The 25,366-nt window shown below is 60.6% G+C and carries 24 protein-coding genes; 12 read left to right on the top strand and 12 right to left on the bottom strand.

From position 1 onward, the window contains the following. On the bottom strand, positions 1-597 hold the full coding sequence (gene wrbA, locus H8F23_RS09370; RefSeq protein ID WP_194934149.1) for an NAD(P)H:quinone oxidoreductase: 597 nt from the start codon (positions 595-597) through the stop codon (positions 1-3). Next, positions 594-947 carry an arsenate reductase (glutaredoxin) gene (arsC, locus tag H8F23_RS09365; protein WP_194934147.1) on the bottom strand — a complete coding sequence of 118 codons (354 nt, stop codon included), beginning with the start codon at positions 945-947 and terminating at the stop codon, positions 594-596. The genes wrbA and arsC overlap by 4 nt, the downstream gene beginning before the upstream one ends. 113 nt (positions 948-1,060) lie before the next feature. On the opposite strand from arsC, the gene H8F23_RS09360 reads away from it, so the two are divergent. Next, positions 1,061-1,528, top strand: a complete 468-nt coding sequence (locus H8F23_RS09360; protein ID WP_194934145.1) for a TlpA disulfide reductase family protein — start codon at positions 1,061-1,063, stop codon at positions 1,526-1,528. A gap of 100 nt (positions 1,529-1,628) precedes the next feature. Here H8F23_RS09360 and H8F23_RS09355 read toward each other — a convergent pair whose 3' ends face one another. Together H8F23_RS09355 and H8F23_RS09350 are read right to left on the bottom strand one after the other, a co-directional pair. Continuing rightward, positions 1,629-2,033: an META domain-containing protein gene (locus H8F23_RS09355; protein WP_194934143.1), complete on the bottom strand. Its 405-nt coding sequence runs from the start codon at positions 2,031-2,033 to the stop codon at positions 1,629-1,631. Further along, complete coding sequence (locus H8F23_RS09350; RefSeq protein WP_093442198.1) at positions 2,033-2,467, bottom strand: hypothetical protein; 435 nt, start codon at positions 2,465-2,467, stop codon at positions 2,033-2,035. The genes H8F23_RS09355 and H8F23_RS09350 overlap by 1 nt, the downstream gene beginning before the upstream one ends. 133 nt (positions 2,468-2,600) lie before the next feature. Between H8F23_RS09350 and H8F23_RS09345 the strand changes: the two genes are divergently transcribed. Continuing rightward, complete coding sequence (locus H8F23_RS09345; protein WP_194934141.1) at positions 2,601-3,056, top strand: hypothetical protein; 456 nt, start codon at positions 2,601-2,603, stop codon at positions 3,054-3,056. A 12-nt stretch (positions 3,057-3,068) separates the two neighbouring features. Here the strand turns inward: H8F23_RS09345 and H8F23_RS09340 are convergent, their stop codons facing one another. Beyond that, the gene (locus H8F23_RS09340; RefSeq protein ID WP_194934139.1) at positions 3,069-4,058 is read right to left on the bottom strand and encodes a 2-hydroxyacid dehydrogenase; all 990 of its coding nucleotides are present in this window, start codon (positions 4,056-4,058) and stop codon (positions 3,069-3,071) included. 82 nt (positions 4,059-4,140) lie between these two features. Next, positions 4,141-6,894 carry a response regulator gene (locus H8F23_RS09335; protein WP_194934174.1) on the bottom strand — a complete coding sequence of 918 codons (2,754 nt, stop codon included), beginning with the start codon at positions 6,892-6,894 and terminating at the stop codon, positions 4,141-4,143. A gap of 219 nt (positions 6,895-7,113) precedes the next feature. Here H8F23_RS09335 and H8F23_RS09330 point away from each other — a divergent pair, with 219 nt between their 5' ends. From H8F23_RS09330 to H8F23_RS09300, 7 genes are all read left to right on the top strand, one after another. Further along, complete coding sequence (locus tag H8F23_RS09330) at positions 7,114-7,836, top strand: response regulator transcription factor (protein ID WP_194934137.1); 723 nt, start codon at positions 7,114-7,116, stop codon at positions 7,834-7,836. Further along, positions 7,823-9,247, top strand: coding sequence for a sensor histidine kinase (locus H8F23_RS09325; RefSeq protein WP_194934135.1), 1,425 nt, complete (start codon positions 7,823-7,825; stop codon positions 9,245-9,247). The genes H8F23_RS09330 and H8F23_RS09325 overlap by 14 nt, the downstream gene beginning before the upstream one ends. A 252-nt stretch (positions 9,248-9,499) precedes the next feature. Further along, positions 9,500-10,402 carry a cysteine synthase CysM gene (gene cysM / locus H8F23_RS09320; RefSeq protein WP_026000780.1) on the top strand — a complete coding sequence of 301 codons (903 nt, stop codon included), beginning with the start codon at positions 9,500-9,502 and terminating at the stop codon, positions 10,400-10,402. Next, positions 10,402-11,778 (top strand): 23S rRNA (uracil(1939)-C(5))-methyltransferase RlmD, encoded by a 1,377-nt coding sequence (gene rlmD, locus H8F23_RS09315; protein WP_194934133.1) that lies wholly within the window; start codon positions 10,402-10,404, stop codon positions 11,776-11,778. The genes cysM and rlmD overlap by 1 nt, the downstream gene beginning before the upstream one ends. A 101-nt stretch (positions 11,779-11,879) precedes the next feature. After that, complete coding sequence (relA, locus tag H8F23_RS09310) at positions 11,880-14,123, top strand: GTP diphosphokinase (RefSeq protein ID WP_077574114.1); 2,244 nt, start codon at positions 11,880-11,882, stop codon at positions 14,121-14,123. Positions 14,124-14,249: 126 nt separating this feature from the next. Beyond that, positions 14,250-15,083 (top strand): nucleoside triphosphate pyrophosphohydrolase, encoded by an 834-nt coding sequence (gene mazG / locus H8F23_RS09305; protein ID WP_007917475.1) that lies wholly within the window; start codon positions 14,250-14,252, stop codon positions 15,081-15,083. A 25-nt stretch (positions 15,084-15,108) separates the two neighbouring features. Then, a complete protein-coding gene (locus H8F23_RS09300) occupies positions 15,109-15,651 on the top strand; it encodes a DUF2058 domain-containing protein (protein ID WP_016987455.1) in 543 nt (180 codons plus the stop codon). Between the two features lie 70 nt (positions 15,652-15,721). Here H8F23_RS09300 and H8F23_RS09295 read toward each other — a convergent pair whose 3' ends face one another. The 6 genes from H8F23_RS09295 to H8F23_RS09270 all read right to left on the bottom strand — a co-directional run bounded on the left by H8F23_RS09295 (position 15,722) and on the right by H8F23_RS09270 (position 23,254). Continuing rightward, on the bottom strand, positions 15,722-15,910 hold the full coding sequence (locus tag H8F23_RS09295) for a hypothetical protein (RefSeq protein WP_077574113.1): 189 nt from the start codon (positions 15,908-15,910) through the stop codon (positions 15,722-15,724). A gap of 390 nt (positions 15,911-16,300) precedes the next feature. Continuing rightward, positions 16,301-17,521, bottom strand: coding sequence for a beta-ketoacyl-ACP synthase I (gene fabB, locus H8F23_RS09290; protein WP_007968959.1), 1,221 nt, complete (start codon positions 17,519-17,521; stop codon positions 16,301-16,303). A gap of 11 nt (positions 17,522-17,532) precedes the next feature. Continuing rightward, on the bottom strand, positions 17,533-18,048 hold the full coding sequence (fabA, locus tag H8F23_RS09285; protein WP_003227150.1) for a 3-hydroxyacyl-[acyl-carrier-protein] dehydratase FabA: 516 nt from the start codon (positions 18,046-18,048) through the stop codon (positions 17,533-17,535). 247 nt (positions 18,049-18,295) lie between these two features. Continuing rightward, positions 18,296-20,200: an ATP-binding protein gene (locus H8F23_RS09280; RefSeq protein WP_194934131.1), complete on the bottom strand. Its 1,905-nt coding sequence runs from the start codon at positions 20,198-20,200 to the stop codon at positions 18,296-18,298. Further along, entirely contained in the window at positions 20,197-21,129 is a 933-nt protein-coding gene (locus H8F23_RS09275; RefSeq protein ID WP_194934129.1) for an ABC transporter substrate-binding protein, read from the bottom strand. Before H8F23_RS09275 ends, H8F23_RS09280 begins: the two co-directional genes overlap by 4 nt. Before the next feature lies 1 nt (position 21,130). Further along, positions 21,131-23,254 (bottom strand): TonB-dependent receptor plug domain-containing protein, encoded by a 2,124-nt coding sequence (locus tag H8F23_RS09270; protein WP_194934127.1) that lies wholly within the window; start codon positions 23,252-23,254, stop codon positions 21,131-21,133. A 196-nt stretch (positions 23,255-23,450) separates the two neighbouring features. On the opposite strand from H8F23_RS09270, the gene H8F23_RS09265 reads away from it, so the two are divergent. Genes H8F23_RS09265 through sixA form a run of 3 tightly spaced genes read left to right on the top strand, consistent with a single transcriptional unit; the run spans position 23,451 to position 25,291 of the window. Beyond that, positions 23,451-24,476: an NAD(P)H-dependent glycerol-3-phosphate dehydrogenase gene (locus H8F23_RS09265; protein ID WP_090285290.1), complete on the top strand. Its 1,026-nt coding sequence runs from the start codon at positions 23,451-23,453 to the stop codon at positions 24,474-24,476. Between the two features lie 18 nt (positions 24,477-24,494). After that, positions 24,495-24,842 (top strand): DUF4389 domain-containing protein, encoded by a 348-nt coding sequence (locus H8F23_RS09260; protein WP_008087808.1) that lies wholly within the window; start codon positions 24,495-24,497, stop codon positions 24,840-24,842. After that, positions 24,839-25,291, top strand: coding sequence for a phosphohistidine phosphatase SixA (gene sixA, locus H8F23_RS09255; protein ID WP_194934126.1), 453 nt, complete (start codon positions 24,839-24,841; stop codon positions 25,289-25,291). The genes H8F23_RS09260 and sixA overlap by 4 nt, the downstream gene beginning before the upstream one ends. Positions 25,292-25,366: the final 75 nt, after the last annotated feature.

Raw genomic sequence — 25,366 nt, 5'->3', positions numbered from 1 at the left:
TCAGCCCACCAGTTTCTGAGCGGTTTTGGCCAGCCGCAGACCCAGCGCACGGCACAGCGCCACTTCGTGCTGATCAAGGCCTTTTTTGCCGTCCGCTCCGGCGTGATGACTGGCACCGTAAGGCGTGCCGCCACCCTGGGTTTCCAGCAGCGCCGACTCGCTGTACGGCAGGCCGGTGATGAGCATGCCGTGGTGCAGCAGCGGCAACATCATCGACAGCAGGGTGGTTTCCTGACCGCCGTGCAGGCTGGCGGTGGAGGTGAACACGCCAGCCGGTTTGCCGACGAGGGCGCCGGTCAGCCACAGGTTGCTGGTGCCGTCGAGGAAGTACTTCAGTGGCGCAGCCATGTTGCCGAAACGCGTCGGGCTGCCAAGGGCGAGACCGGCGCAGTTCTTCAAATCATCCAGTGTTGCGTACAGCGCGCCTTCGTCCGGGATGGCCGGGGCCACGGCTTCGCACTCGGTGGAGATTGCCGGCACGGTGCGCAGGCGCGCTTCGAGACCGGCCTGTTCGACACCGCGGGCAATCTGCCGGGCCATCTCGTTGGTCGAGCCGCTGCGGCTGTAATACAGCACCAGAATGTACGGCGCGCTCACGGCAGCAACTCCAGGACATTTTCGGGTGGACGACCGATCACCGCTTTGTCGCCGACTTCGAGAATCGGTCGCTCCATCAGTTTTGGATGCTGGGCAATGGCGTCGATCAATTGCGCTTCGCTGAGGCTTTCGTCAGCCAGTTGAAGCATTTTGTATTCATCTTCCCCGGTGCGCAGCAACTGACGAGCGCTGATCCCGAGCTTGCCGAGCAGGGCCTTGATTTGCGCTGCATTCAGCGGGGTTTCGAGGTACCGCACGACTTTCGGGGTCAGGCCGCGGGCTTCAAGAAGCTCCAGCGCGCCGCGGGATTTCGAGCAGCGCGGATTGTGATAAAGCGTCAGATCGGTCATGGCGGGTCGCTTCTGGCGTAAAGTGGCGGCTATTCTAACTGTGCAGCGCGCAATCCAGAACCTTCGGAGGCAATGGGTCGCAGGCGCCTTCAAATTTTCACAAGGAACACGACATGACACGGCGATTGGCAGCGGCATTGACGATAATCGGGGCGTTGATGCTGGGGGGCTGCGGCAATGATTACGGGATCGACCAGAACGGTCAGAAGGTCGCGTCCGAGCGTCTCGACAAGCAATGGGTGGTGCTCAACTACTGGGCCGAATGGTGCGGCCCGTGCCGCACCGAGATCCCGGAGCTCAACCATTTGGCTGATGAACTGAAGAACAAGAACGTTGGCGTGTTCGGGGTCAACTTTGACAACGTGCAGGGTGTGGAACTGAAAGACGCCAGTGAAAAACTCGGCATCAAGTTCACCGTGCTGGCGCAGGATCCGGCGGAGTTGTTTGAGTTGCCGCGCAGTGAGGCGCTGCCGGTGACGTACATCATCGACAACAAAGGCAAGGTGCGTGAGCAGTTGATGGGCGAGCAGACGGCGGCAGGGGTGATGGCCAAGCTTGAAGCGCTGCAGGCGACTAAATAGGTTGTAGTGAAAGAAAGGATCGCAGCCTTCGGCAGCTACAGGGTTACACGATCCATGTAGGAGCTGCCGAAGGCTGCGATCTTTTTTTGCGGCTGAACAATCAGCCCTCTTCCAGCCACCAGCGCAGCGGCTTGCCTTGCGCGGGCCAGAAACGCATCTGCTCGATCGGCGAGATGTCCCAGCGCTCGACGTGTTCCAGCGCCTGCAGGAAGCGTTGTTCCTGCTCCATCAACGCCGGTGCACAGAGTTTGCGGGTCTTGCCGATCTTGCCGAAGGTCAGCTTGTCGCCGTCCAGCGTATACGGCGCAAACCAATGGTTGCAGCCGCCGTTGCCGTAGGCGCGGCCATCATCGCCCAGGGTCACGGTCAGGTGGCTGTAATCCATCAGCGGGCGCTCGCCGATCCACTCCAGAATGTAGCTGCGGTTCTGTTGCAGTTGCACAGGCTCTGCCGCGCAACCCACCAGACCCACACCGACCATAGCGGTCAGGGCAAGCCGTTTCATCACGCAGGCTCCTGGCATTTCGGGCACAGGTGCTTGTCGCCAACGGCTTTCCAGCCCAGCTCGGCGATGCGCGCAGTGGCCGCCGGTTTCTCGGCGGCCTTGCCGAGTTTGGCGTCCACGGCAAATTCGAAGCTCAGCTCTTTGGCGCAGCTGTCGCAATTGACCTGCCAGGTGTGGATCGCCAGCTCACCGAATACCGGGCCAGTGGTCATCGCGGTCCATTGGCCCGGCGGGTTGATCAGGTGGCGGACGGTTTCAACGGTCAGGCGCATGGACAAGTCCTTGCTGCCTTTGAGGGTGACCAACAGCGCGTCACCGATGCGAATCGAGCCACCATTGCCGGTGACCTGATAGCGGCCCGGGACAAGGGCGCGGCATTCGGTGAGGGTGTGTTGCGGGTTCATCAGGGTGTAGCGGAAATCGTGTTCGACCATGGGTCCTCCAAATATGCGCGACATGCTAGCACGGGCTTGATTGCAGAATGATGCGCGCGTGCGACCTTCGATCCGGTTCAAATGCCGCGACACTCATGGCAAACTGCCGGCCTCGAATCTGAAGGAACGGAACATGGCGCTGATCGAATGTTATGAATGCAAAAAGAGCATCAGCTCCGAAGCCTCGGCCTGCATTCATTGTGGAGCTCCGATGGCGGAGCAAACCGCTCACGCCCAAGCGCAGGCAGCCGCGGCCCCGGCTCAGCCTTCGACGATTTCTTTTGGCAGTCTGCCGCGTAACAAGGCTGTGCCCGAAGTCACTGCTCCAGCGCCTGAACCGCAACCTTTACCGAAAGTCATGCCGGCCGCCGCGCGGCGTCGGCGCCAGCAGCCAACCGAGCAACCGGCCACAGAGGCCAATGCTGACGGCAGTCGTCCGGTGGAAGGCTGGCTGAAGATCATGATCTTCCTGCTGCCGATGTTTTTCGTCTGGTTCCTGCTGCGCTACGGCCACTCGATGAAACAGCGCTTTTTTGGTTTCGGCTGGCTGGCGCTGCTGATTCTGGCGTCTTCGCTTTCACCGAAATAAGCGCAAAAAATCTCAGCCCTCGACCTGGTTCTGTGGCGTTCCCGCCGCCCAGGTCGCGATGTTGTACAGGGTGGTTGCGGCAATGGCGCCCAGTGCTTCGCGTGTCAGAAAGGCCTGATGCGCGGTGATGATCACGTTGGGAAAGGTCAGCAATCGCGCCAGCACATCGTCCTGCAAAGGCAGGTCGGAGCGATCCTCGAAAAACAGTTGTGCCTCTTCCTCATAGACATCCAGCCCCAGATAGCCGAGTTGGCCGTCCTTCAATGCATCGATCAGTGCCGGTGTGTCGACCAGCCCACCGCGGCCGGTATTGATAAGCATGGCGCCGGCCTGCATGTGTGCCAGTGAGTCGCGGTTGATCAGGTGTTTGCTCTGCTCGTTGAGCGGGCAGTGCAGGCTGATGATCCGCGACTGCGCGAGCAGTTCCGGCAGGCTCAGGTAACGCGCACCCAACGCCACAACATCGGGGTTGGGGAAGGGATCGTAAGCCAGTAGCTCACAACCGAAACCGTGCATGATTTTCGCGAATGTGGCGCCGATCTGGCCGGTGCCGACAATCCCCACGGTTTTGCCGACCAGATCGAAACCGGTCAGGCCATGCAGGCTGAAATCGCCTTCACGGGTGCGGTTATAGGCACGGTGCAGGCGACGGTTGAGGGCGAGGATCAGCGCCACGGCGTGTTCCGCCACCGCATGCGGCGAGTAGGCCGGCACGCGCACCACGGCCAGTCCGAGACGTTTCGCTGCGGCCAGGTCGACATGGTTGTAGCCCGCCGAGCGCAGGGCAACCAGACGCGTGCCGCCCGCAGCCAGGCGCTCCAGCACGGAAGCGCTGAGGTCATCATTGATGAACGCACAGACCACTTCATGTTGGTCGGCCAGCGCTGCCGTATCGAGGCTGAGCCGGGCCGCTTGAAAGTGCAGCTCGATACCTGCCGGGCAAGCGGCGGCGAGAAAGCTGTCGCGGTCATAGGTCTGGCTACTGAAAACGAGCGCGCGCATGAAATCCTCCTGGAACATCGACACGGATTGAATCACCCAAACCCACTTTAGCGCTGCCGGCGCTGACCGGCATTGCCGTGGATCAGGCGCTGATCTTCGCTTGCGCCGCGAGCCGGTTGATCGCGCGCTCCAGTTCTTCCAGCGCTGCCACGGCCTTGGGGTCGTCCTGCTTGAGCAGGGTTTCGCTGCGCTGGCAGGCCGCGCGCAATTGCGGTACGCCGCAATAACGGGTGGCACCGTGCAGGCGATGGACGCGTTCGATCAATGCATTCTGGTCGCGGTTTTCGCACGCCGTGCGGATGGCTTCGCGGTCGGCTTCCAGTGAGGCGAGCAACATGGCCAGCATGTCTGCGGCCAGATCAGCCTTGCCGGCGGCCAGGCGCAAACCTTCCTCGTGGTCGAGCACCGGCAGTTCATTATTGCCCGCCGCGCTGTCGCTGATCCGCTCCGGCCCTTGATTGCGCAAGGCCAGTCCGGTCCACTTCAGCACCACCTGCGCCAGTTGCCGCTCACTGATCGGTTTGGTCAGGTAGTCATCCATGCCGCTTTGCAGCAATGCGCGTTTTTCGTTGGCCATGGCGTGGGCGGTGAGGGCGACGATCGGCAGCGGCGTGCAATGCCGCTCGCTTTCCCACTGGCGAATGGTTTCGGTGCTCTGGCGGCCGTCCATGCCCGGCATCTGCACGTCCATCAACACCAGATCGAAGGACTCGCTTTGTACGGCTTTGACCGCCGCGTAGCCGCTTTCCACCGCGAGCACCTTGGCGCCCATGTCTTCGAGCAGGGTTTGCACCAGCAGCAGGTTGGCCGGGTTGTCGTCGACACAGAGCACTTTCGGCGCGCGGCTCGACAGCGGTTCCCCCGGCTCATTGCGCGGCTGGCGCGGGTTGACCAGATCGGCCAGCGCGCGGCGCAATTTGCGTGTGCAGGCCGGCTTGGCTTGCAACTGACTGTGCGGGTTCGGCACCGACAGATGGAACAGCGTCTGTTCGGTGGTCGGGCACAGCACCAGCACTTTGCAGCCCAGATGTTCGAGGTCCCAGATGTGCTGATTCAAACGCTCGGGCAGCATGTCGTTGCTGGTGATGCCGATGACCGCCAGATCAATCGCCTGATCGGTCTGGTGCGCGCCGGTGACGCCGTTGGTCAAGGTTTCCAGCGTATTGAACGGCGTGACATCGAGGCCGCAATCTTCCAGTTGATGTTGCAAGGCCTGACGCGCCAGTTCATGACTTTCCAGTACCGCCACACGGCGCCCGAGCAACGGCGCGGCTGGCAAGTCTTCGGCGTCATCGCGGGTTTTTGGCAGGCTCAGGCTGATCCAGAATTCCGAGCCTTCGCCCGGTGTGCTGTCGACGCCGATTTCGCCGCCCATCTGCTCAATCAGACGCTTGGAAATCACCAGCCCCAGGCCGGTGCCGCCCGGTTGCCGCGACAGCGAGTTGTCGGCCTGACTGAAGGCCTGGAACAACGCGCGCACGTCCTGATTCGACAGGCCGATGCCGGTGTCCTGAATGCTGATGCGCAACTGCACGCTGTCCTCGTGTTCATCTTCAAGCATCGCGCGGGCAACGATGGTGCCTTCGCGGGTGAACTTGATCGCGTTGCTGACCAGGTTAGTGAGGATCTGTTTGAGGCGTAGCGGGTCACCAACCAGTGACAGCGGTGTGTCGCGATAGACCAGGCTGACCAGCTCCAATTGCTTGGCGTGCGCGGCAGGGGCGAGGATGGTCAGGGTGTCCTGCAACAGGTCGCGCAGGTTGAACGGAATATGGTCGAGCACCAGTTTGCCGGCCTCGATTTTCGAGAAGTCGAGGATCTCGTTGATGATCCCCAGCAGGCTGTCGGCAGATTTTTCGATGGTGCCCAGATAATCGAGCTGGCGCGGGGTCAGTTCGCTTTTCTGCAACAGATGCGTGAAGCCGAGAATGCCGTTGAGCGGCGTGCGGATCTCGTGGCTCATGTTGGCGAGGAATTCGGATTTGATCCGGCTCGCCTCCAGCGCTTCTTTGCGCGCCAGGTCCAGTTCGATGTTCTGGATCTCGATGGTTTCCAGGTTCTGGCGCACGTCTTCGGTGGCCTGATCGACACTGTGTTGCAGTTCTTCGCGGGCGTTCTGCAGGGTGCCGGCCATGCGATTGATCCCGGAGGCCAGTTCATCCAGCTCTTGGCTGCCCAGTGGCGGCAAACGCGTTTCCAGATGGCCATCCTTGAGTTGCGCGACGGCTTGCTTGATCTGGCTCAGCGGACGGTTGATGGTGCGGCCCATGCGCAATGCCAGCAGTGCGGCCCCCGCCAGACCCGCGGCAATCAGCAGCAGACTGGCAAACAGGCTGCGATAACCGCGCAGCAACATGCCGTTATGCGACAGCTCCAATTCGACCCAGCCAAGCAGTCGCTCGGATTCTTCCGGGATCAGTTCGCCGGCGAGGTTGCGATGTTTGCCGAACACCGGCATCAGGTAACGCGTCGCGTCATTGCCACTGCGCCGTTGCAAATGCGCGCTGTCGCCGCTCGGTGCCTGATTGAGCATGGTCGGGCCGGCATGCGCCAGCGGTGAGCGGTCCGGGGCGAGGAAGGTCACCGCGCGCACGTCCGGCTGTTCAAGGGATTGCGTGGCGATGCGCTCCAGCAATTCGCTGTTGCCATGGCCCATGGCGGGTGCCACCAGCGGCGCCAGTTGCTCGGCAATCATTTCGCCGCGCTGCATCAATTGGGTCTGCAAGTCGGCCTGCTGCGTCCAGGTGAAATAACCACCCAGCACCAGCGCCATCAGGCTGGTCGGCAACAAGGTCAGCAATAACACGCGACCTTTGATTCCCAGTTTCTTGAGCACGCCTATCTCCTGCATCCCGCTGATCTGTTGACTCATGCGTGCATCCGGCACGCGACATTGGCGCAGTGTAGCGATTTGCTCGCGGGCAATCTCCGGAAAAATGCGCTCGCGTCGGGGCAGGGCGTCGCTGCTCGTTGGTCAGCTCGGTCAACCTTGAGTTGCCCGATGCTCGGCAATCTTGAATAATCAGTCTCAACTGAGAATTACTTGCAGATACTCATGACTCCTGTTTCCGCTGGCCAGCCACGCATTCTCTCCATCGAAGACGATCCGGTACTCGGCGCCTATGTTCACGAACATCTGGGCCGCAGCGGCTTTCAGGTGACGTGGTGCCAGAACGGCCAGGAGGGCCTGAGCATCGCCACGCGCCAGCCGTTCGACGTGGTGCTGATGGATATTCTCTTGCCGGGCCTGGACGGTTTGCAGGTGTTGACGCAGTTGCGCCAGAGCCATTCGACGCCGGTGCTGCTGATGTCGGCCCTCGGCGCCGAGGCGGACCGCATCAGCGGTTTCCGTCTCGGTGCCGACGATTATTTGCCCAAGCCGTTCAGCATGGCCGAGTTGCATGTGCGCATCGAAGCGATTCTGCGCCGGGTTGCGCTGGATCGGCGCCCGGCACCGTTGGCGACGCCAGTGGCGGTCGGTACGCTGCGATTCGATGACCAACAGTGCGATGTGTTTTTCCGCGAACAACCCGCCGGGCTGACCCGCAGCGAATTCCGTTTGCTCGAAACCCTCAATCGCAACGAAGAGGAAGTGCTGAGCAAAGCCTTCCTTTACCAGCACGTTTTGCAGCGCGGCTACGCGGCCCACGACCGCAGTCTCGACATGCACATCAGCCAGATCCGCCGCAAACTCAAAGCCATCGGTTACACCGAGCGTGAAGTGCGTACGGTCTGGGGCAAGGGTTACGTTCTGAGCGCCGCCGATGAAACGCTCTGAACTGCCGGGGCGGCATTCGCTGTTCTGGAAACTGGCGTTTCTGCTGGTCGCATTTTGTCTGCTGATGATCTGGCTGAGCTGGTCGTGGGGACGTTATATGGAGGAGCGCAACCAGTTCCTCTCCGACGACGCGCGCGGCACTCTGACGCGTTACGCCGCGCAAGCGGAACAGGCCTGGCAGCACGGCGGCCGCAGCGGGGTCGATGACTGGTTGCAGAGCATGGAGTTGCGCGAAGCCAGTTGGGTCGGTGTGATCGGTGGCAACTTACAGTCGTTGAGCAATGATCCGCTGAATGATCAGGAGATTCAGCACCTGACCTTCTTGCGCGGGCTCGACTGGCCGATCCACAAGAAAGGCCGGCCGTGGTTGCGCATTCCTTTTCCCAAAGAGCCGTCTGCCGGCAGCCTGGTGATCGAATTGCCCGAACGATTTGTTCCGGGCAAGTACCGGGTGTTCTGGCGCGTCATCACCAACGGCGTGATTCCGGGGTTGTTCACGTTATTGCTGTGTGTCGGTCTGTACCGCTTGCTGGTCGTGCCCCTGAACAACCTGCGCGAACAGGCCAACGCCTGGCGCGCCGATCAATTGAATGTGCGGCTGTCGAGCGGCATTACCCAACGGCCGGATGAACTCGGTGAACTGGCGCGGGCATTCGATTCGATGTCCGAGCGCCTGCAATCCACCGTCGCTCTGCAACAGCAATTGCTGCGCGATCTGTCCCACGAATTGCGCACGCCGCTGAGCCGGCTGCGCGTGGCCAGCGAAAGCGAGCAAGATTTGGTGCAGCTACGCGAACGTATCGGTCGCGAAGTCGACGGTATGCAAAGACTGGTCGAAGACACCCTGCAACTGGCCTGGCTCGATACCGAGCGCTCGCCATTGCCCGACGAGGCGATTCAGATTCAGGCCCTGTGGGAAATGCTCACCGATAACGCCTGTTATGAAAGCGGCTGGCCGAGTCTGCAATTGCAGTGCGCGGTCGAGTCCTCATGTTGGGTGCGTGGCAACTTGAATACCCTGGCGCAGGCGCTGGAGAACATTTTGCGCAACGCGATTCGGCATTCGCCTGCGGGCGGGATTGTGCGCCTCGATGGCCGGCGCGATGGCGATTACTGGCGCCTGTGGCTGGAGGATCAGGGCGGTGGCGTAGCGGAAGGGGATCTGGAGCGGATCTTTTCGCCGTTCACCCGCCTCGACGGCTCGCGGCCCGGTGATGGTGGATTTGGCTTAGGGCTGAGCATCGCGCGCAATGCCGTGCAGCGTCAGGGCGGCAGTATTTGGGCGGAGAACAGCGGGGCGGGGTTGCGGCTGAATTTGCGCTTGCTGGCGGATGACGGTGTTGCGCCGACTGACGCTATCGCTGGCAAGCCAGCTCCCACAGGGAGTGTGTTTCACGCGCAGATTGTTTGAGTAATACAAGACAGTCTCAGCACTGCTGACACTATTAATAGAGCGACACGGGTCACTGTGAGAGCTGGCTTGCCAGCGATGAGGCCATTCGCATCGCCGCAAACAAAGATGACCCAGCGTAAAAGTCTCACCAGCGGTGAGACTATTGCTGCTTATTCCCATAAACCATAAGCACCGCACTTTGCGTGATATGGCCTGCGCGGGTTTGCCGGTATGATAGGCGCCCCCGCACGTCTGGATTGCGAATACGCCATGACCCTGCAGTACCCAACCATCGCCGATTGCGTCGGCAACACGCCGCTGGTGCGTTTGCAGCGCCTGCCCGGTGCTACCAGCAACACCCTATTGCTCAAGCTCGAAGGGAATAACCCGGCGGGTTCGGTCAAGGACCGTCCGGCGTTGTCGATGATCACCCGCGCCGAGTTGCGCGGGCAGATCCACGCCGGCGATACGCTGATCGAAGCGACCTCGGGCAACACCGGGATCGCGCTGGCCATGGCCGCTGCGATCAAGGGTTACAAGATGATCCTGATCATGCCGGACAACTCCAGCGCCGAGCGTAAAGCGGCGATGACCGCGTACGGTGCCGAGCTGATCCTGGTCAGCCAGGAAGAAGGCATGGAAGGCGCCCGCGACCTCGCCCAGCGTATGGAAGCCGAAGGCCGTGGCAAGGTGCTCGATCAGTTCGCCAACGGTGACAACCCCGAGGCGCACTACACCACCACCGGCCCGGAAATCTGGCGTCAGACCCAGGGCACCATCACCCATTTCGTCAGTTCGATGGGCACCACCGGCACCATCATGGGCGTGTCGCGCTACTTGAAAGAGCAGAGCGACAGCGTGCAGATCGTCGGTCTGCAACCTATGGAAGGCTCGGCCATTCCCGGCATCCGCCGCTGGCCGCAGGAATACCTGCCGAAAATTTATCAGGCCGATCGCGTCGACCGTATCGTCGACATGGCGCAAAGCGAGGCCGAGGACGTGACCCGTCGTCTGGCCCGCGAAGAAGGTATCTTCTGCGGTGTGTCCTCGGGCGGTGCGGTGGCAGCGATGTTGCGCCTGTCCAAAGAAGTTGAAAACGCGGTGATCGTCGCGATCATCTGCGACCGTGGCGACCGTTACCTGTCGACCGGCATTTTCGACGCGCCTAACTGATGGCCAAGCACGAGAGAGGCCTGCGCTTCCAGCCCACGGGCGGGAGCAAGGCCGCGCAAATTCCGACCGGCAAAAAGCAGCGCTTGAGCATTGAGCGCCTGGCGAATGACGGTCGCGGTATCGCGTTTTTCGAAGGTAAAACCTGGTTCGTCCTCGGCGCCCTCGCCGGTGAAGAGGTCGAAGCGCGAGTACTCGGCGCCCACGGCAAAGTGGTCGAGGCGCGCACCGAACGCGTGTTCAAGGCCAGCGAACTGCGTCGCCCGGCACCGTGTCAGCACGCCGGTCGTTGCGGCGGTTGCAGCGTCCAGCATTTGCCCCACAGCGAACAGCTTGCCCTGAAACAGCGCATGCTCGCCGAGCAATTGTCGCGTGTCGCCGGTGTCGAACCCGAAGCGTGGGCAGCGCCGCTGACCGGTCCCGAATTCGGCTATCGCCGTCGTGCCCGCATCGCGGTGCGCTGGGACATGAAGGCGAAGAAACTCGAAGTCGGTTTCCGTGCCGCCGGCAGCCAGGACATCGTCGCGATCAACGAATGCCCGGTGCTGGTACAGCCCTTGCAACCGATCATGACCCGTTTGCCGGAGATGCTTCGTCGTTTGAGCAAACCGCAGGCGCTGGGGCATGTCGAGTTGTTCAGCGGCTCGTCTCTTGCGGTGTTGCTGCGGCACATGGCGCCGTTGTCCGAAGCGGATCTGACCATCCTCAAGGACTTCTGCCAGTTCCATGAAGCGCAGCTGTGGCTGCATGGCGAAGGCGAGCCGCAACCGGTCGATGCGACCCAGGCGCTGGGCTATCGCCTGGAGCAGTGGGATCTGAATTTGGCGTACCGGCCCGGCGACTTCATCCAGGTCAACGCCGGCGTCAACGAAGCCATGGTTGCGCAAGCGCTGGACTGGCTGAAACCCGGTAGCGACGAGCGCGTGCTGGATCTGTTCTGCGGCCTGGGCAACTTTGCCTTGCCGCTGGCCAAAACCGTGCGGGAAGTGGTGGCGGTCGAAGGCGTGCAGACCATGGTTGATCGCGCTGAAGCCAACGCCGCTAGTAACAATTTGCATAACACAAAGTTTTTTCAAGCCGATTTATCCCAGCCTTTGACCGATGCCCAGTGGATCGGAAACGGCTTTTCTGCGGTACTCTTGGACCCACCGCGTGACGGTGCTTTCGAGGTGGTTCGCAAGCTGGCGACCCTGGGTGCCAAACGGTTGGTGTATGTGTCGTGCAACCCTGCAACTCTGGCGCGCGATACGGTCGAATTGATCAAGCAGGGCTACCGGTTAAAACGTGCCGGGATTCTCGATATGTTTCCTCAGACGGCACATGTCGAGGCCATGGCGTTATTTGAAGCGAGCCAGGATGGCTCGTCTGAATCCGCCTGATCTGTCCGTGCAGCGCTCGCTTTAGCCCCGCGAGCGCAAACGGGCAACAAGGGTCAGCGATTTGACGCATTGAATCTGCGTCGTAGGGAAGGTAAAGCAAGATGGTACAGGTGAGAGCACACCAGCCGATCAACACTGACGGCAGTATCAATCTCGAGGCTTGGCTCGATCACGCGGTCAGTGTCGATCTGGCACTGGATCGCGAAGCCTTGAAAGAAGCCTGCGAGTTCGCTCGCGAGGCCGAACAACAGTCCAATGCCAGGAAGAATCTGTGGGCCGAAGGCTCCGGCAGCTTCAGTACGGGCCTGGAAATCGCCGAGATTCTCGCCGACCTCAAGCTCGATCAGGATTCGCTGGTCGCAGCGGTTTTGTATCGCGGCGTGCGCGAAGGCCAGATCGAACTCGCGGCCGTCGGCCAGCGCTTCGGTCCGGTGGTGGCCAAGCTGATCGACGGCGTGCAGCGCATGGCCGCCATCAGTGCCAGCCTCAGCCCGCGTCAGTCGATGGTCATGGGCACGCAAGGGCAGGTGGAAAACCTGCGCAAGATGCTCGTGGCGATGGTCGATGATGTTCGCGTTGCCCTGATCAAACTCGCCGAACGTACCTGCGCCATTCGTGCGGTGAAAACCGCCGACGACGAAAAGCGTAACCGCGTCGCTCGCGAAGTGTTCGATATCTATGCGCCGCTCGCGCACCGCCTCGGCATCGGTCATATCAAATGGGAACTGGAGGACTTGTCCTTCCGTTACCTCGAGCCGGATCAATACAAACAGATCGCCAAGTTGCTCCACGAGCGACGGCTTGATCGCGAGCGTTTCATCGCCGACGTGATGACCCAGCTCAAGGACGAATTGCAGGCCACCGGCGTCGACGCCGACATCAGCGGCCGAGCCAAACACATCTATTCGATCTGGCGCAAAATGCAGCGCAAGGGTCTGGAATTCAGCCAGATCTACGACGTGCGTGCGGTGCGCGTGCTGGTGCCGGAGATGCGCGACTGCTACACCGCGCTCGGCATCGTCCACACCTTGTGGCGGCACATCCCGAAAGAATTCGACGACTACATCGCCAACCCTAAAGAGAACGGCTACCGCTCGCTGCACACGGCGGTGATCGGCCCTGAGGGTAAAGTGCTCGAGGTGCAGATCCGTACGCACTCGATGCACGAAGAGGCCGAGCTCGGTGTCTGCGCGCACTGGCGCTACAAGGGCACCGACGTCAAATCCGGCTCGAACCACTACGAAGAGAAAATCTCCTGGCTGCGACAGGTCCTCGAGTGGCACGAAGAGCTGGGCGATATCGGTGGTCTGGCCGAACAGCTGCGCGTCGATATCGAGCCGGATCGGGTCTACATCTTCACCCCCGACGGCCACGCCATCGACTTGCCGAAAGGCGCGACGCCACTGGACTTCGCCTACCGCGTGCACACCGAGATCGGTCACAACTGCCGTGGCGCGAAGATCAACGGGCGCATCGTGCCGCTCAACTACAGCCTGCAGACCGGTGAGCAGGTCGAGATCATCACCAGCAAGCACGGTACGCCGAGCCGCGACTGGCTGAACTCCAACCTCGGTTACGTCACCACCTCGCGGGCGCGGGCGAAGATCGTTCACTGGTTCAAATTGCAGGCGCGCGACCAGAACGTCGCCGCCGGTAAAACCCTGATCGAGCGCGAACTGACGCGCCTCGGTCTGCCTGCGGTGGACTTCGACAAGCTGGCCGACAAGGCCAACATGAAAACCGCCGAAGACATGTTCGCCGCCCTCGGTGCCGGCGACCTGCGTCTGGCGCAACTGGTCAACCTCGCGCAGCAACTGGTCGAACCGGAACGCGGCAACGAGCAGCTGGAACTGATTCCGCGCAAAGCCACCGGTTACAAACCGGGCAAGCGCGGCGACATTCAGATCCAGGGCGTCGGCAACCTGATGACGCAGATGGCCGGCTGCTGCCAGCCGCTGCCGGGCGATGCGATCGTGGGTTACATCACTCAGGGGCGTGGCGTGAGCATTCACCGTCAGGACTGCGCCTCGGTGCTGCAACTGGGTGGGCGCGAGCCGGAGCGGATCATCCAGGTCAGTTGGGGCCCGGTGCCGGTGCTCACCTATCCGGTCGACATCGTCATCCGCGCCTACGACCGTTCCGGTCTGCTGCGTGACGTCTCGCAGGTGCTGCTCAACGAGCGCATCAACGTGTTGGCGGTCAACACCCGCTCGAACAAGGAAGACAACACCGCGCTGATGTCCCTGACGATCGAGATTCCGGGGCTGGATGCGCTGGGGCGCTTGCTCGGGCGGATTTCGCAGTTGCCGAACATCATCGAAACGCGGCGTAACCGCACGCCCTGAAGATGACCAATGTAGGAGTGAGCCTGCTCGCGATGAGGGAGTGTCAGTCAACATTAATGGTGGCTGATACACCGCGATCGCGAGCAGGCTCACTCCTACAGGATTTTGTGGTGAGACAGCTAAATGATTTACAGCCTTGAAGACCTGCTCCACCTGATGAACCGTCTGCGCGATCCACAGTACGGTTGCCCGTGGGACATCAAGCAAACCTACGCGACCATCGTTCCGCACACCCTCGAAGAAGCCTACGAAGTGGCCGACGCCATCGAACGCGGCGACTTCGATCACTTGCAGGGTGAGCTGGGCGATCTGCTGTTCCAGGTGGTGTATTACAGCCAGTTGGCCAAGGAAGAAGGACGCTTTGAATTCGCCGGGGTGATCGACAGCATTACCCGCAAGCTGATCCGTCGTCATCCCCACGTGTTTCCCACCGGCGATCTCTACGCGCCGCTGGATGTGCCGCGCTTGAGCGAAGAACAGGTCAAGCAGCGCTGGGAAGAGATCAAGGCTGAAGAGCGCGCGGAGAAATCTGCCGCGCCCGAGCAACTGTCACTGCTCGATGACGTGCCGGCGACGTTGCCGGCATTGTCGCGCTCGGCCAAGTTGCAGAAGCGCGCAGGCCAGGTCGGTTTCGACTGGCCGGATGCCTTGCCGGTGCTGGACAAGGTGCGCGAAGAACTCGATGAAGTCCTCGAAGCCATGTCCGAAAACGATCCCGTCGCCGTGGCTGACGAGATCGGCGATCTGCTGTTTTCCGTGGTCAACCTGGCCCGGCATCTGAAGGTCGACCCGGAAACTGCGCTGCGTGGCGCCAACGGCAAGTTCGAAAGACGTTTCCGATTTATCGAACAGGCATTGCGCGACACCCACCGTCCCATAGAAGATTGCACCCTCGAAGAGTTGGACGCCCTGTGGGGTGAAGCCAAACGTCAGGAAAAGAATTTGCCCGGCTGCGGCTGAGCCACTGCCCAAGTGAGTAAGCACCATGAGTATTTCCCTTCGCGACCAGTTGCTCAAAGCAGGCCTGGTCAACCAAAAGCAGGCCAAGCAGGTCAGCAAGGACAAGCAAAAGCAGCAACGTCTGGCGCACAAAGGTCAGATCGAACTGGATGACTCGCAGCAGCGTGCCGCCCAGGAAGCCATGGCCGAGAAGGTCAAACGCGATCAGGAGCTGAACCGCCAGCAGAAAGAGAAAGCCGAAGCCAAGGCGCGTGCAGCACAGGTCAAGCAACTGATCGAAGTCTCGCGTCTGCCAAAGCTGACCACCGAGGACTACTACAACTTCGTCGACGACAAGAAGGTCAAGCGCATCTCGGTCAACACGCTGATGCGCAACAAGCTCAGCAGCGGTTCGCTGGCGATCGTGCACCATGCCGGCGGCTACGAAGTGATCCCGCGTGAAGCGGCCCTGAAGATCCAGGAGCGCGATCCACAGCGCATCGTCCAGCTCAACGTGCAGACCGAAGAGGTCAGCACCGAGGACGATCCGTACGCGGCGTATCAGATCCCTGATGACCTGATGTGGTAAACCGATAAAGCTGTAACAACGACAAACCCCGCTCATGGCGGGGTTTGTCGTTTTCAATGCTGTGGTTGAATCAGGAGGAACGGGTTTCGCGTTGTTGCTCTTGCACTTCGAGTTCGGCCTTGTAGTTGTGGGCATCGATCTCGTTGTGGAACATGCCGACCAGCAAGTCTTGTTGATGCACGTCCCAGATGCGGATACCGGCGGCTACGCCTTCGTGGGACATGTGTGAATCGTCGCGTTCAGTTACTTTTACAGTCATCTGCTAGCTCCAAATCTCAAGTTATCTGCAGCAAGGCGTGTGCAGGACTCTTTTATATGATTTGTTAGCTTGCTAAGTAAACGCTTGATTTGCGCAAGGTGTTATTGCGTTTTTTGCAACAGTGCTGCAGCCCGCGTAATCCGCGACATTCGGTCGCAGGGGGCAAAGTTTCATGACAGAAGTTTCATTTTTAGACCCATGCGAACCCTTGTGTAGGAGCTGCCGAAGGCTGCGATTTTTTGATCTTGTCTTTTAAAAGTCAAAGTCAAAAGATCGCAGCCTTCGGCAGCTCCTACACAGGGGGTTTGTGTCGGCCATGAGTTTTGCGCAGGCAAAAAAAACGCCCCGAACCAGTCGGGGCGTTTTTGTGTGTGGCTCAAGCGGGGGGAATTACTTGCCTTCCCAGCGCTTCAGTACCAGCGTGGCGTTGGTGCCGCCGAAGCCGAAGCTGTTGCTCATCACAGTGTTGATGGTGGCGTTTTCGCGGGTCTTGGTCAGCACCGGCAGGTCGGCCACTTCTGGGTCCAGCTCGTCGATGTTGGCGGAGCCGGCAATGAAGTTGCCTTCCATCATGAGCATGCAGTAGATCGCTTCGTGAACGCCGGCGGCGCCCAGGGAGTGACCGGACAGGCTCTTGGTCGAACTGATCGCCGGTGCCTTGTCGCCGAACACTTCACGCACACCTTTCATTTCCGCGACGTCGCCGACCGGAGTCGAGGTGCCGTGGGTGTTCAGGTAGTCGATCGGGGTATCAACGGTGGACATCGCCATCTGCATGCAGCGGATCGCGCCTTCGCCACTTGGGGCAACCATGTCGTAGCCGTCGGAGGTCGCGCCGTAGCCAACGATTTCCGCGTAGATTTTTGCGCCACGGGCCAGAGCGTGTTCCAGTTCTTCAACCACGACCATACCGCCACCGCCGGCAATGACGAAACCGTCACGGTCAGCGTCGTAGGCACGGGAAGCTTGTTCCGGGGTGTCGTTACGCTTGCTGGACAGAGCGCCCATTGCGTCGAACAGGAACGACTGGCTCCAGTGCTCTTCTTCACCGCCACCGGCGAAGACGATGTCCTGCTTGCCCATCTGGATCTGTTCCATGGCGGTACCGATGCAGTGAGCACTGGTGGCGCAGGCAGATGCGATGGAGTAGTTCAGGCCTTTGATCTTGAATGGCGTGGCCAGGCAAGCGGAAACGGTGCTGCTCATGGTCCGCGTTACGCGGTACGGGCCAACACGTTTCACACCTTTCTCGCGCAGGATGTCCAGCGCTTCCATCTGGTTCAGCGTGGAAGCACCACCGGAACCAGCGATCAGGCCGGTACGCGGGTTGGACACTTGCTCTTCGGTCAGGCCGGAGTCAGTGATGGCGTCTTTCATGGCCAGGTAGGCGTACGCGGCTGCGTGGCCGACGAAGCGATAGATCTTGCGATCGATCAGTTCTTCAAGGTTGAGGTCGATGGAGCCGGAAACCTGGCTACGCAGACCCATTTCAGCATATTCCGGGTTGAACCGGATGCCAGGGCGGCTTGCACGCAGGTTAGCGGAGACGGTCTCTTTGTCATTGCCCAGGCACGAAACAATGCCCAGACCAGTGATAACGACGCGGCGCATGCGAATAACCCTTAGAAGTTGTCAGTGGAGGTGAACACGCCGACGCGAAGGCCTTCGGCGGTGTAGATTTCGCGACCGTCGACAGTCACCGAACCATCGGCGATGGCCAGGTTCAGCTTGCCCTTGAGGACGCGTTTGATATGAATGTTGTAGGTGACTTTCTTGGCGGTCGGCAGCACCTGACCGAAGAACTTCACTTCGCCTGAACCCAGCGCACGGCCGCGGCCCGGCAGGCCTTGCCAGCCCAGGAAGAAACCGACCAGTTGCCACATGGCATCCAGACCCAGGCAGCCCGGCATCACCGGATCGCCTTCGAAGTGGCACGCGAAGAACCACAGGTCAGGGTTGATATCCAGCTCGGCGACCAATTCACCTTTGCCGTACTTGCCGCCTTCTTCGCTGATCAGGGTGATGCGATCGACCATCAGCATGTTCGGGGCGGGCAGTTGCGCGTTACCTGGGCCGAACAGCTCACCGCGACTGCAGCGCAGCAGATCTTCCCGAGTAAAGGCGTTTTGTTTGGTCATGCGAGCTCCTCAATAATCCCATGCGGCAGGTGGGGCAAATCTTCCCGACCGTTCGAAGCGTTCATGCCTCGAACCGGCAGCCTACTCATAGACTATTGCGTTGTGGTGAAAGTCACAGCACCAAGGACATGAATGTACACTTGTGCACTGAAATTTTTATTCAAGCCCCTTTTGAGGCTCGTTCGGGTGCCTAAGACTGCCGCACTTTCGCTTTTCACGCCAGTCGCAGATGGTCGAAAGGCCCACACTACGACACCCAGCGCTGCAGAATCTGCTGCAGATCATTACGTTTGAACGGCTTCGCCAGATAATCGTTCATGCCCGCCGACAGGCAGGTTTCGCGGTCACCCTGCAAGGCGTTGGCGGTCAGCGCGATGATCGGCACTTCGCTGCGTCCGGGTAGCAGCCGGATCTGCCGGGTAGCCTCGTAGCCATCGATGATCGGCAAACGGCAATCCATCAGAATCACTTCAAAGTCGCTGCCCTCGGCACTGCGCACGGCCTGTGCGCCATCGGTGGCGACACTGACAGTAAAGCCCAGACTGCGCAGCATCGCTTCAATAACGGTCTGGTTCACTGGATTGTCTTCGACCAGCAAGACATTGCGTCCTTCACCATGCTCGTTGCCGTTCAGTGCACGTGGCGCAGCCAGGGGCGGCAGCGCCTGCTTATAGAGTGCCAGGGGAATTTCCAGGGTGAACACCGAACCGCGACCTTCCTCGCTCTGCGCGCGCAAGGTGCCGCCCATGCGTTCGGCCAATGTACGTGCGATCGGCAGACCGAGGCCGGTGCCGCCATAACGTCGTGAAATCGAACTGTCGGCCTGCTGGAAGGCGTTGAACATCAGCTCCAGACTTTCAGAAGAAATACCGATGCCGCTGTCACGCACCGAACAGGTGAACCAGAGCAATTCGTGATCCAGCGATTGCCACTGCGCCTCGATGCTGACCCGACCCTGTTCGGTGAACTTCAGTGCATTGCCGACGAGGTTGACCAGAATCTGTCGGATCCGCGTCGGATCGCCCTGCACCTGCAAACCGCGCATGTCGTCCGGGATCCGCAGATTCAGCGCCAGACCGCGTTGTACCGCGCTGTGCTGGAACGACTGCGCACAGGCGCTGATCAGTTCGGCGAGGTTGAACGGGATGTGCTCCAGTTCCAGCTCCGAGCGTTCGATGCGCGAGAAGTCGAGAATGTCGTTGATGACTTTCAAAAGGTGTTCGGTGGACTCCGAGGCGAGGGCGGCATATTCGACCTGCTCCTCGGTCATCTCAGTGGTTTCCAGCAGTTGCAGCATGCCCAGCACGCCATTCATGGGCGTGCGCAGTTCGTGGCTCATCATCGCCAGAAAGTCCGACTTGGCGTTGTTGGCCTTTTCCGCCTCTTCGCGGGTCTGAATCAGTTGCGCCATGGCTTGATGCTGCTCACGGCTGGCTTGTTCCAGCGCTTGGGCGAGGTTGTTGATGTGCTGCGACAGCGCGCCCAGTTCGGTGTCATCGACAATCGGCAGCGGCGTTTTGTAATCGCCGTCCTGAATCGCCTTGACCGCATCGCCGATGTCGCGAATCGGCTGCGACAGGCTGCCGGCCAGGCGTCGTGCCAATACAAAAGTGAAGAGCAGGGCGAACAGCGCGAGAATCCCGGCCTTGAACAGAATCTCCTGCTGGCGCTGGCTGAAGGCATCGTTGGACAAGCCGACGATCACTCGACCCAGATAGTCCTCGCTGGCCCCGCCGTTGCTGACCTTACCGTCCTGGAAGAAATCATTGTGCAGGGCGATGCGTTGCAGGCGCACCGGTGCCTGAAACACTTCAACCTGATGCGGGCGACTGTGCGCGGCGGCGGGCTGTTCGACGTACACCAGAATCCGGTTGGCGCTGTCCTGTATTTCGAGAAAACGCACGTTGGGCGTGGCCAGTGTCGCTTTGAGCAGGCTTTCCAGCACTTCGTTATTGCCGGAAATCACCCCGTATTCAGTGGCGGGTGCCAGTTGGTTGGCGATCAGTTGGCCGGTGTGGTTCAGCTCCTGGCGCAGATCCTGAATGCGCACAAAGGTAAAGAAGCTGATCAGCAACAAGGTCAACAACAGCGCCGGGCCCAGACTGATCAACTGGGTGCGGGTATTGATGTCCCAACGGCGACGAAAACTCATGGGCGGCGTTCTCCTTCAGCCAGCGCTTGGGCGACAGACGCTTCATTTAGCGGCTCGATCCCTAGGGAACGAGCGACCTGCGCATTACTTGAGACTTTAAAACGTGCGGGGTAGAGCGTTCGCGGCCAACTGGCCGGTGATTGGTCGAGCAAATGATCGAGTACGGCCAGCCAGTCGTTCTGATCGCTGTAGGTACTCGCCAGGCTGCCGGCGCGGACGAACGCCACGTTGGGACCGACCAGCGCGACTTGCCGTGAATAGCTGCTGAGCAGCAGGTTTTTTGCGGTTTTCGGGTTGTACAGGTCGGGGTCGTCGAGGCCGAGTAACACGTCGCTGTTCTTCAGTACGGTTTGCAGGGGGCGGCTGTCGTGGATGTTGTCCCAGCGCTGGCTGACGATTTGCAGGTTCAGTGGTTCGGCGGCGAGATTGAGTTCCTTGAGGAGGAATTCGCTGTGTTGATCGAAGAGCACGCCGATGCGCTGGGCCTGGGGCAGAATGCGTCGAATCAACTGCAACTGGCGGCTCAGTGGTGGATCACTCCACAGCAAACTCAGGTGCGCCGGTTGCGCGCTGCCGAGGCGCTGGCGCGCTTGCAGACGACTGATGCGCAGGACCAGCGTTGCCGGGCCTTGGGGGTCTTGCAGGCGCCAGTCGAGGCTCGGCAGGTCGAGCAGAATCAGACGCAGACTGGCGGGCAGTTTTCCCGGTGCCGGCAGACTGGCCAACGGCTGGAAACGTACGTTGTCAGTCGGGCGCAATTCGCTGAGTGCCTGGACGAATGCTTGCACGCCGGGACTTTCCTCGGCACCGGTCAACAGAATATCGGCGGCCTGCACCGCCACGCCATGCAGCCATGCGGTCAGAAACAGGCAGACCCCGGCCAGCCAGTGGCCAAGGGTTGGCAGCTTCCGTGACGGCCCGTAGCGCATCCTAGAACTCCAGCTCAGCGCTGAAATACATCACCCGACGCTCGTCGTAATTGTTGTCGACGAAGGTGGTCGGCTCATGGTCGAGGCGCTGTTGCAGCACGCCGGCCAGTTGCAGCTGGGCTTTGCCCAGCGGGATGCGTTTGGCGATGCGCGTGTCGACCCGCTCGAAACGGTAGCCATTGAGCGCGTTATCGCCGTAATAGAAGAGGGCGCTGTTCCAGCCATGGCCCCAATCGCGCAGCCAACCGGCCGAACCACTGTTACGCGAAGTGAATTGCTGATCCAGCGGATTGCTCGCTTCGGCATCGACGAAGGCGTAGGTGAACCGCAAGCGGTCGGCCAGGCTCACGCGCCAGTCGAGCTGGGTTTCGGTGCCACGAAACCGCGAGCTGTTGGCGTTGCTGGCGATGTATTGGTTGTTACGCAGCGGTTCACTGATCATTCCGGTGATCTCGTCGTAGAACAGCTTCACATCCAGGGCCAGGCCCAGCTCAGCGAAGTAGCCGTTGTAGCCCAGCTCCCGCGAGCGCATGTGCTCCTGATCGAGATCGCCCGGGCCGCGCGTCTTGACGAAGTACCGCGCCGACGACTGGCCGTAAGCCGAAGGCCGCAGGTTGCTGACCTGATAGCTCCAGTTGACGTTGTTCTCGAACATGTCCGGCGAGCGGATCGCTTCCGAGTAAACCGCGCGCAGGCCGTGGCGCGGGTTGATCAGGTAATTGACGGCAAATCGCGGGGTCAGCGAGCTGCCGATCAGTTGCGTGTCTTCAAACATCGCTCCGCCCTGCAACAGCCAGTGTTCCGTGGCGCGCCATTCCAGTTGGCCGAACGCGCGCCACGTGGTGTCGTCCAGTGTGCCGTTGAAGTAGGTTTCGGAGTCGGCGCGGTCGTAACGATAGTTCATGCCGCTAACCAGACGCAGGCTGTCGGACAGGCTGAGGGTGTCCTGCAATTCGAGGTCGTAACGCGATTCCCGCGCGCTCTGGTCGATGTCGCCGCACAGGGTTCGACTGGCGCCGTTACGCCATTGCTCAAGCACCTGATTGGCCAGGGCCATTTCCAGCGGGGTGCCGGGCGCAGCGCCGGGGCCGGTGAAACGGGTGATGTTGCGCGCCAGGCGTTCGGTGTAATTCGGGTTGAGTTGCCACAGTTGCGTCAGTTCGGGGCTGAACGACACCTCGGCATCGCAGGCGCGCCAGGTTTGCTGACGATCCCAGTGTTGCGCCGAGCCTTGTATATAGAGGCTGTGTTCGGGATTGATGTCGAGGTTCCAGCGCACCGAGCCGGCGTAATCCTTGGCGACCACGTCGGAGTTGTTCCCGGCGGCAGTAATCCCGGAAAACACCGGACGATAGGTGTAGGGCCGCTGGTTGCTGCCGTCCTTTGCATTAACCTGCCAGTCGAGGCTCTGGTTATCGCTGAGGGTGTGGCTGACCGCGAGACTGAAACGGTTCAAGCGGCGACTGTCACGATAATCGGCGCCGCTGCGATCGCTGTCGAAGCCGTCGTCTTCCTGCCCGGACAACGACAGGCGCAAGTCGCCGCCATTCCAGCCGGTGCCCTGGCTGGCGTAGAAATCGTTGATGCCGCGCTGACCACGGGTGTACTTCAGCCGCGTACCGTGGCTGTCCGCTGGGTTTCGCGTGATGATATTGACCACCGCCATCAGCGCGTTGGCACCGTAGCTGACAGTGTTCGGGCCGCGAAAAACTTCGATGCGCTCGATGTCTTCCATGGCCACCGGGATATCGCTCCAGTCCACCGTGGACAAACCGGCGCGGTACACCGAGCGACCGTCGATCAGCACCTGCATGCGCCGCGCTTCGCTGGCGTTGGTGCCGTGGTAATTGACCGCCGCCTGATTGCCGCTGATGTTGCCGACCATCATCCCCGGCACCAGTCGCAGCAGTTCACTGATATCGCGGGCACCGCTGGCGTGGATCAGTTCGTTGTCAATTACGGTCATGCTTCCCGGCACTTCCGCCGGTGTCTGCTTCAGGCGCGTGGCGGTCAGCACCTGGGGCAGTGCTTCGTTGTCCATGAACAGGTCGTCCGCCATTAATACCGGGCTGAACAGCAGCGCCAGTAACACGGACGAACGCGGGGACGCAGAGCCAAAAGACACGACACAACCTTGATAGCGATGAATTGGCGCGCATGTTAACCGAGGGCAGCGACATTTCCAGTCACGTTGCAGGCATTTTCCTAGGTTTTATTGGTCTTCTTCCTACAAGTGTCGGTAATTGACGCAGGGGCTGGCCGCGACCGGGTCGCCCCGTATAATGCCGGCATCGCCACTGGTATGGATTAACGGATTGCATATGACTGAACAGCGCCCGATTGCGGTCCTGGGAGGCGGAAGTTTTGGTACCGCCGTGGCCAATCTTTTGGCCGAGAATGGCCATCAAGTCCGGCAGTGGATGCGTGACCCCGAGCAGGCCGAGGCCATCCGGGTCAATCGCGAAAACCCACGTTACCTCAAAGGCATCAAGATTCTGCCAGGTGTGACCGCCGTCACCGACCTGCAGGAAACCCTCGACGCCTGCGATTTGTGTTTTGTCGCGCTGCCATCCAGCGCGCTGCGCACGGTACTCGCCGCCCACGCCGAGCGGTTGAGCGGCAAGATGCTGGTCAGCCTGACCAAGGGCATCGAAGCGCAGACCTTCAAGCTGATGAGCCAGATTCTCGAAGAGATCGCCCCGCAGGCGCGCATCGGCGTGCTGTCCGGGCCGAACCTGGCGCGCGAGATCGCCGAGCACGCACTGACCGCCACCGTGGTCGCCAGCGAAGACGAAGAACTGTGTAAAGCCGTGCAAGCCGCGCTGCACGGTCGTACCTTCCGCGTTTACGCCAGTGCTGACCGTTTCGGTGTCGAGTTGGGCGGAGCGTTGAAAAACGTTTACGCGATCATCGCCGGCATGGCGGTGGCGCTGGAAATGGGCGAGAACACCAAGAGCATGCTGATCACCCGGGCACTGGCGGAAATGACCCGTTTTGCCGTGAATCAGGGCGCTAATCCCATGACCTTCCTCGGTCTGGCCGGTGTCGGCGATCTGATCGTGACCTGTTCGTCGCCGAAGAGTCGCAACTATCAAGTCGGTTTTGCGCTGGGTCAGGGCTTGAGTCTCGACGAAGCGGTGTCACGTCTCGGTGAAGTCGCTGAAGGGGTCAACACCTTGAAGGTGCTCAAGGCCAAGTCTCAGGAAGTCGGCGTGTACATGCCGCTGGTCGCCGGGCTGCACGCAATCCTGTTCGAAGGACGCACGCTGGAACAGGTGATCGGTCTACTGATGCGAGCCGAACCGAAAACCGACGTCGATTTTATTTCCACCAGTGGTTTCAACTGATTCAGCACGGAGCAAGTCATGAACGATCCGAAAACCGAAGCCAAGTACGAATCCATCCTTCTGCGTGTGTTGTGGATGATCGTCTACGTGCTGGTCTGGCAAGTGGCGCAGTTCATCCTCGGCGCGGTGGTGCTGGTGCAATTGATCTATCGTTTGATCTATGGCGCCCCGAGCGCCAGCCTGATGAATTTCGGCGACAGCCTGAGCCAGTTTCTGGCGCAGATCGGCCGTTTCGGCAGTTTCCACAGCGACCAGAAACCGTGGCCGTTCGCCGACTGGCCAACCCCGCGTACTCCGGAAGGTGAAGCGCCGCACGCCGTCGCACCGGCACCGCATCCGGTTCGAGATGAGGAACCCAAGCTATGAAACTCTGGGTATTGCGTCACGGTGAGGCCGTGCGTTACGGCTCATGCCCTGACTCCGAACGGGAGCTGACCGAGCACGGTCGTAAAGAAGTCTTGAACAGCGCGGCCCATTTGATCGGCCAGCCGCTGACGGCGATCTACGCCAGCCCTTATCTGCGCGCGCAACAGACTGCGCAGATTGTCCGTGAGGCGCTGGGTTTCGAGCCGGAAATTCGCACGGTCGAGTGGCTGACGCCGGAGGTTGACCCGGACAAAGTCACCGATCAATTGGTCTCGGTGAGCAACGTCCTGCTGGTCAGCCACAACCCGTTGGTGGGCAATTTGCTCAGCTATTTGCAGCATGGCGCCGGGTATCCGCCGGAGAAGGTCAGTACCGCCGGGTTGGCTGAGCTTGAAAGCGCAGAGCTGCTGATCGGCTCCATGACCCTCAACAGCCTCAAACATCCCTGAAGTTGTAAACACCGACCCCTGTAGGAGTGAGCCTGCTCGCGATGAGGCCGTTTCATTCGGCATTAATGCTGACTG

The sequence above is a fragment of the Pseudomonas neuropathica genome (assembly GCF_015461835.1).
Lineage (GTDB): Bacteria > Pseudomonadota > Gammaproteobacteria > Pseudomonadales > Pseudomonadaceae > Aquipseudomonas > Aquipseudomonas neuropathica.
The sequence above is the reverse complement of the archived record's forward strand: the minus strand, read 5'-3'. Positions and strand labels throughout refer to the sequence as shown.

Coding starts and splice junctions, on each gene's coding strand:
- H8F23_RS09345 (WP_194934141.1), top strand. CDS start 2,601: ATGGCGCTGATCGAATGTTATGAATGCAAAAAGAGCATCAGCTCCGAA.
- H8F23_RS09275 (WP_194934129.1), bottom strand. CDS start 21,129: ATGCGCTACGGGCCGTCACGGAAGCTGCCAACCCTTGGCCACTGGCTG.
- H8F23_RS09265 (WP_090285290.1), top strand. CDS start 23,451: ATGACTGAACAGCGCCCGATTGCGGTCCTGGGAGGCGGAAGTTTTGGT.
- H8F23_RS09325 (WP_194934135.1), top strand. CDS start 7,823: ATGAAACGCTCTGAACTGCCGGGGCGGCATTCGCTGTTCTGGAAACTG.
- H8F23_RS09260 (WP_008087808.1), top strand. CDS start 24,495: ATGAACGATCCGAAAACCGAAGCCAAGTACGAATCCATCCTTCTGCGT.
- H8F23_RS09300 (WP_016987455.1), top strand. CDS start 15,109: ATGAGTATTTCCCTTCGCGACCAGTTGCTCAAAGCAGGCCTGGTCAAC.
- H8F23_RS09330 (WP_194934137.1), top strand. CDS start 7,114: ATGACTCCTGTTTCCGCTGGCCAGCCACGCATTCTCTCCATCGAAGAC.
- rlmD (WP_194934133.1), top strand. CDS start 10,402: ATGGCCAAGCACGAGAGAGGCCTGCGCTTCCAGCCCACGGGCGGGAGC.
- cysM (WP_026000780.1), top strand. CDS start 9,500: ATGACCCTGCAGTACCCAACCATCGCCGATTGCGTCGGCAACACGCCG.
- H8F23_RS09355 (WP_194934143.1), bottom strand. CDS start 2,033: ATGAAACGGCTTGCCCTGACCGCTATGGTCGGTGTGGGTCTGGTGGGT.
- fabA (WP_003227150.1), bottom strand. CDS start 18,048: ATGACCAAACAAAACGCCTTTACTCGGGAAGATCTGCTGCGCTGCAGT.
- H8F23_RS09350 (WP_093442198.1), bottom strand. CDS start 2,467: ATGGTCGAACACGATTTCCGCTACACCCTGATGAACCCGCAACACACC.
- H8F23_RS09280 (WP_194934131.1), bottom strand. CDS start 20,200: ATGAGTTTTCGTCGCCGTTGGGACATCAATACCCGCACCCAGTTGATC.
- H8F23_RS09340 (WP_194934139.1), bottom strand. CDS start 4,058: ATGCGCGCGCTCGTTTTCAGTAGCCAGACCTATGACCGCGACAGCTTT.
- relA (WP_077574114.1), top strand. CDS start 11,880: ATGGTACAGGTGAGAGCACACCAGCCGATCAACACTGACGGCAGTATC.
- H8F23_RS09360 (WP_194934145.1), top strand. CDS start 1,061: ATGACACGGCGATTGGCAGCGGCATTGACGATAATCGGGGCGTTGATG.
- fabB (WP_007968959.1), bottom strand. CDS start 17,521: ATGCGCCGCGTCGTTATCACTGGTCTGGGCATTGTTTCGTGCCTGGGC.
- H8F23_RS09295 (WP_077574113.1), bottom strand. CDS start 15,910: ATGACTGTAAAAGTAACTGAACGCGACGATTCACACATGTCCCACGAA.
- sixA (WP_194934126.1), top strand. CDS start 24,839: ATGAAACTCTGGGTATTGCGTCACGGTGAGGCCGTGCGTTACGGCTCA.
- arsC (WP_194934147.1), bottom strand. CDS start 947: ATGACCGATCTGACGCTTTATCACAATCCGCGCTGCTCGAAATCCCGC.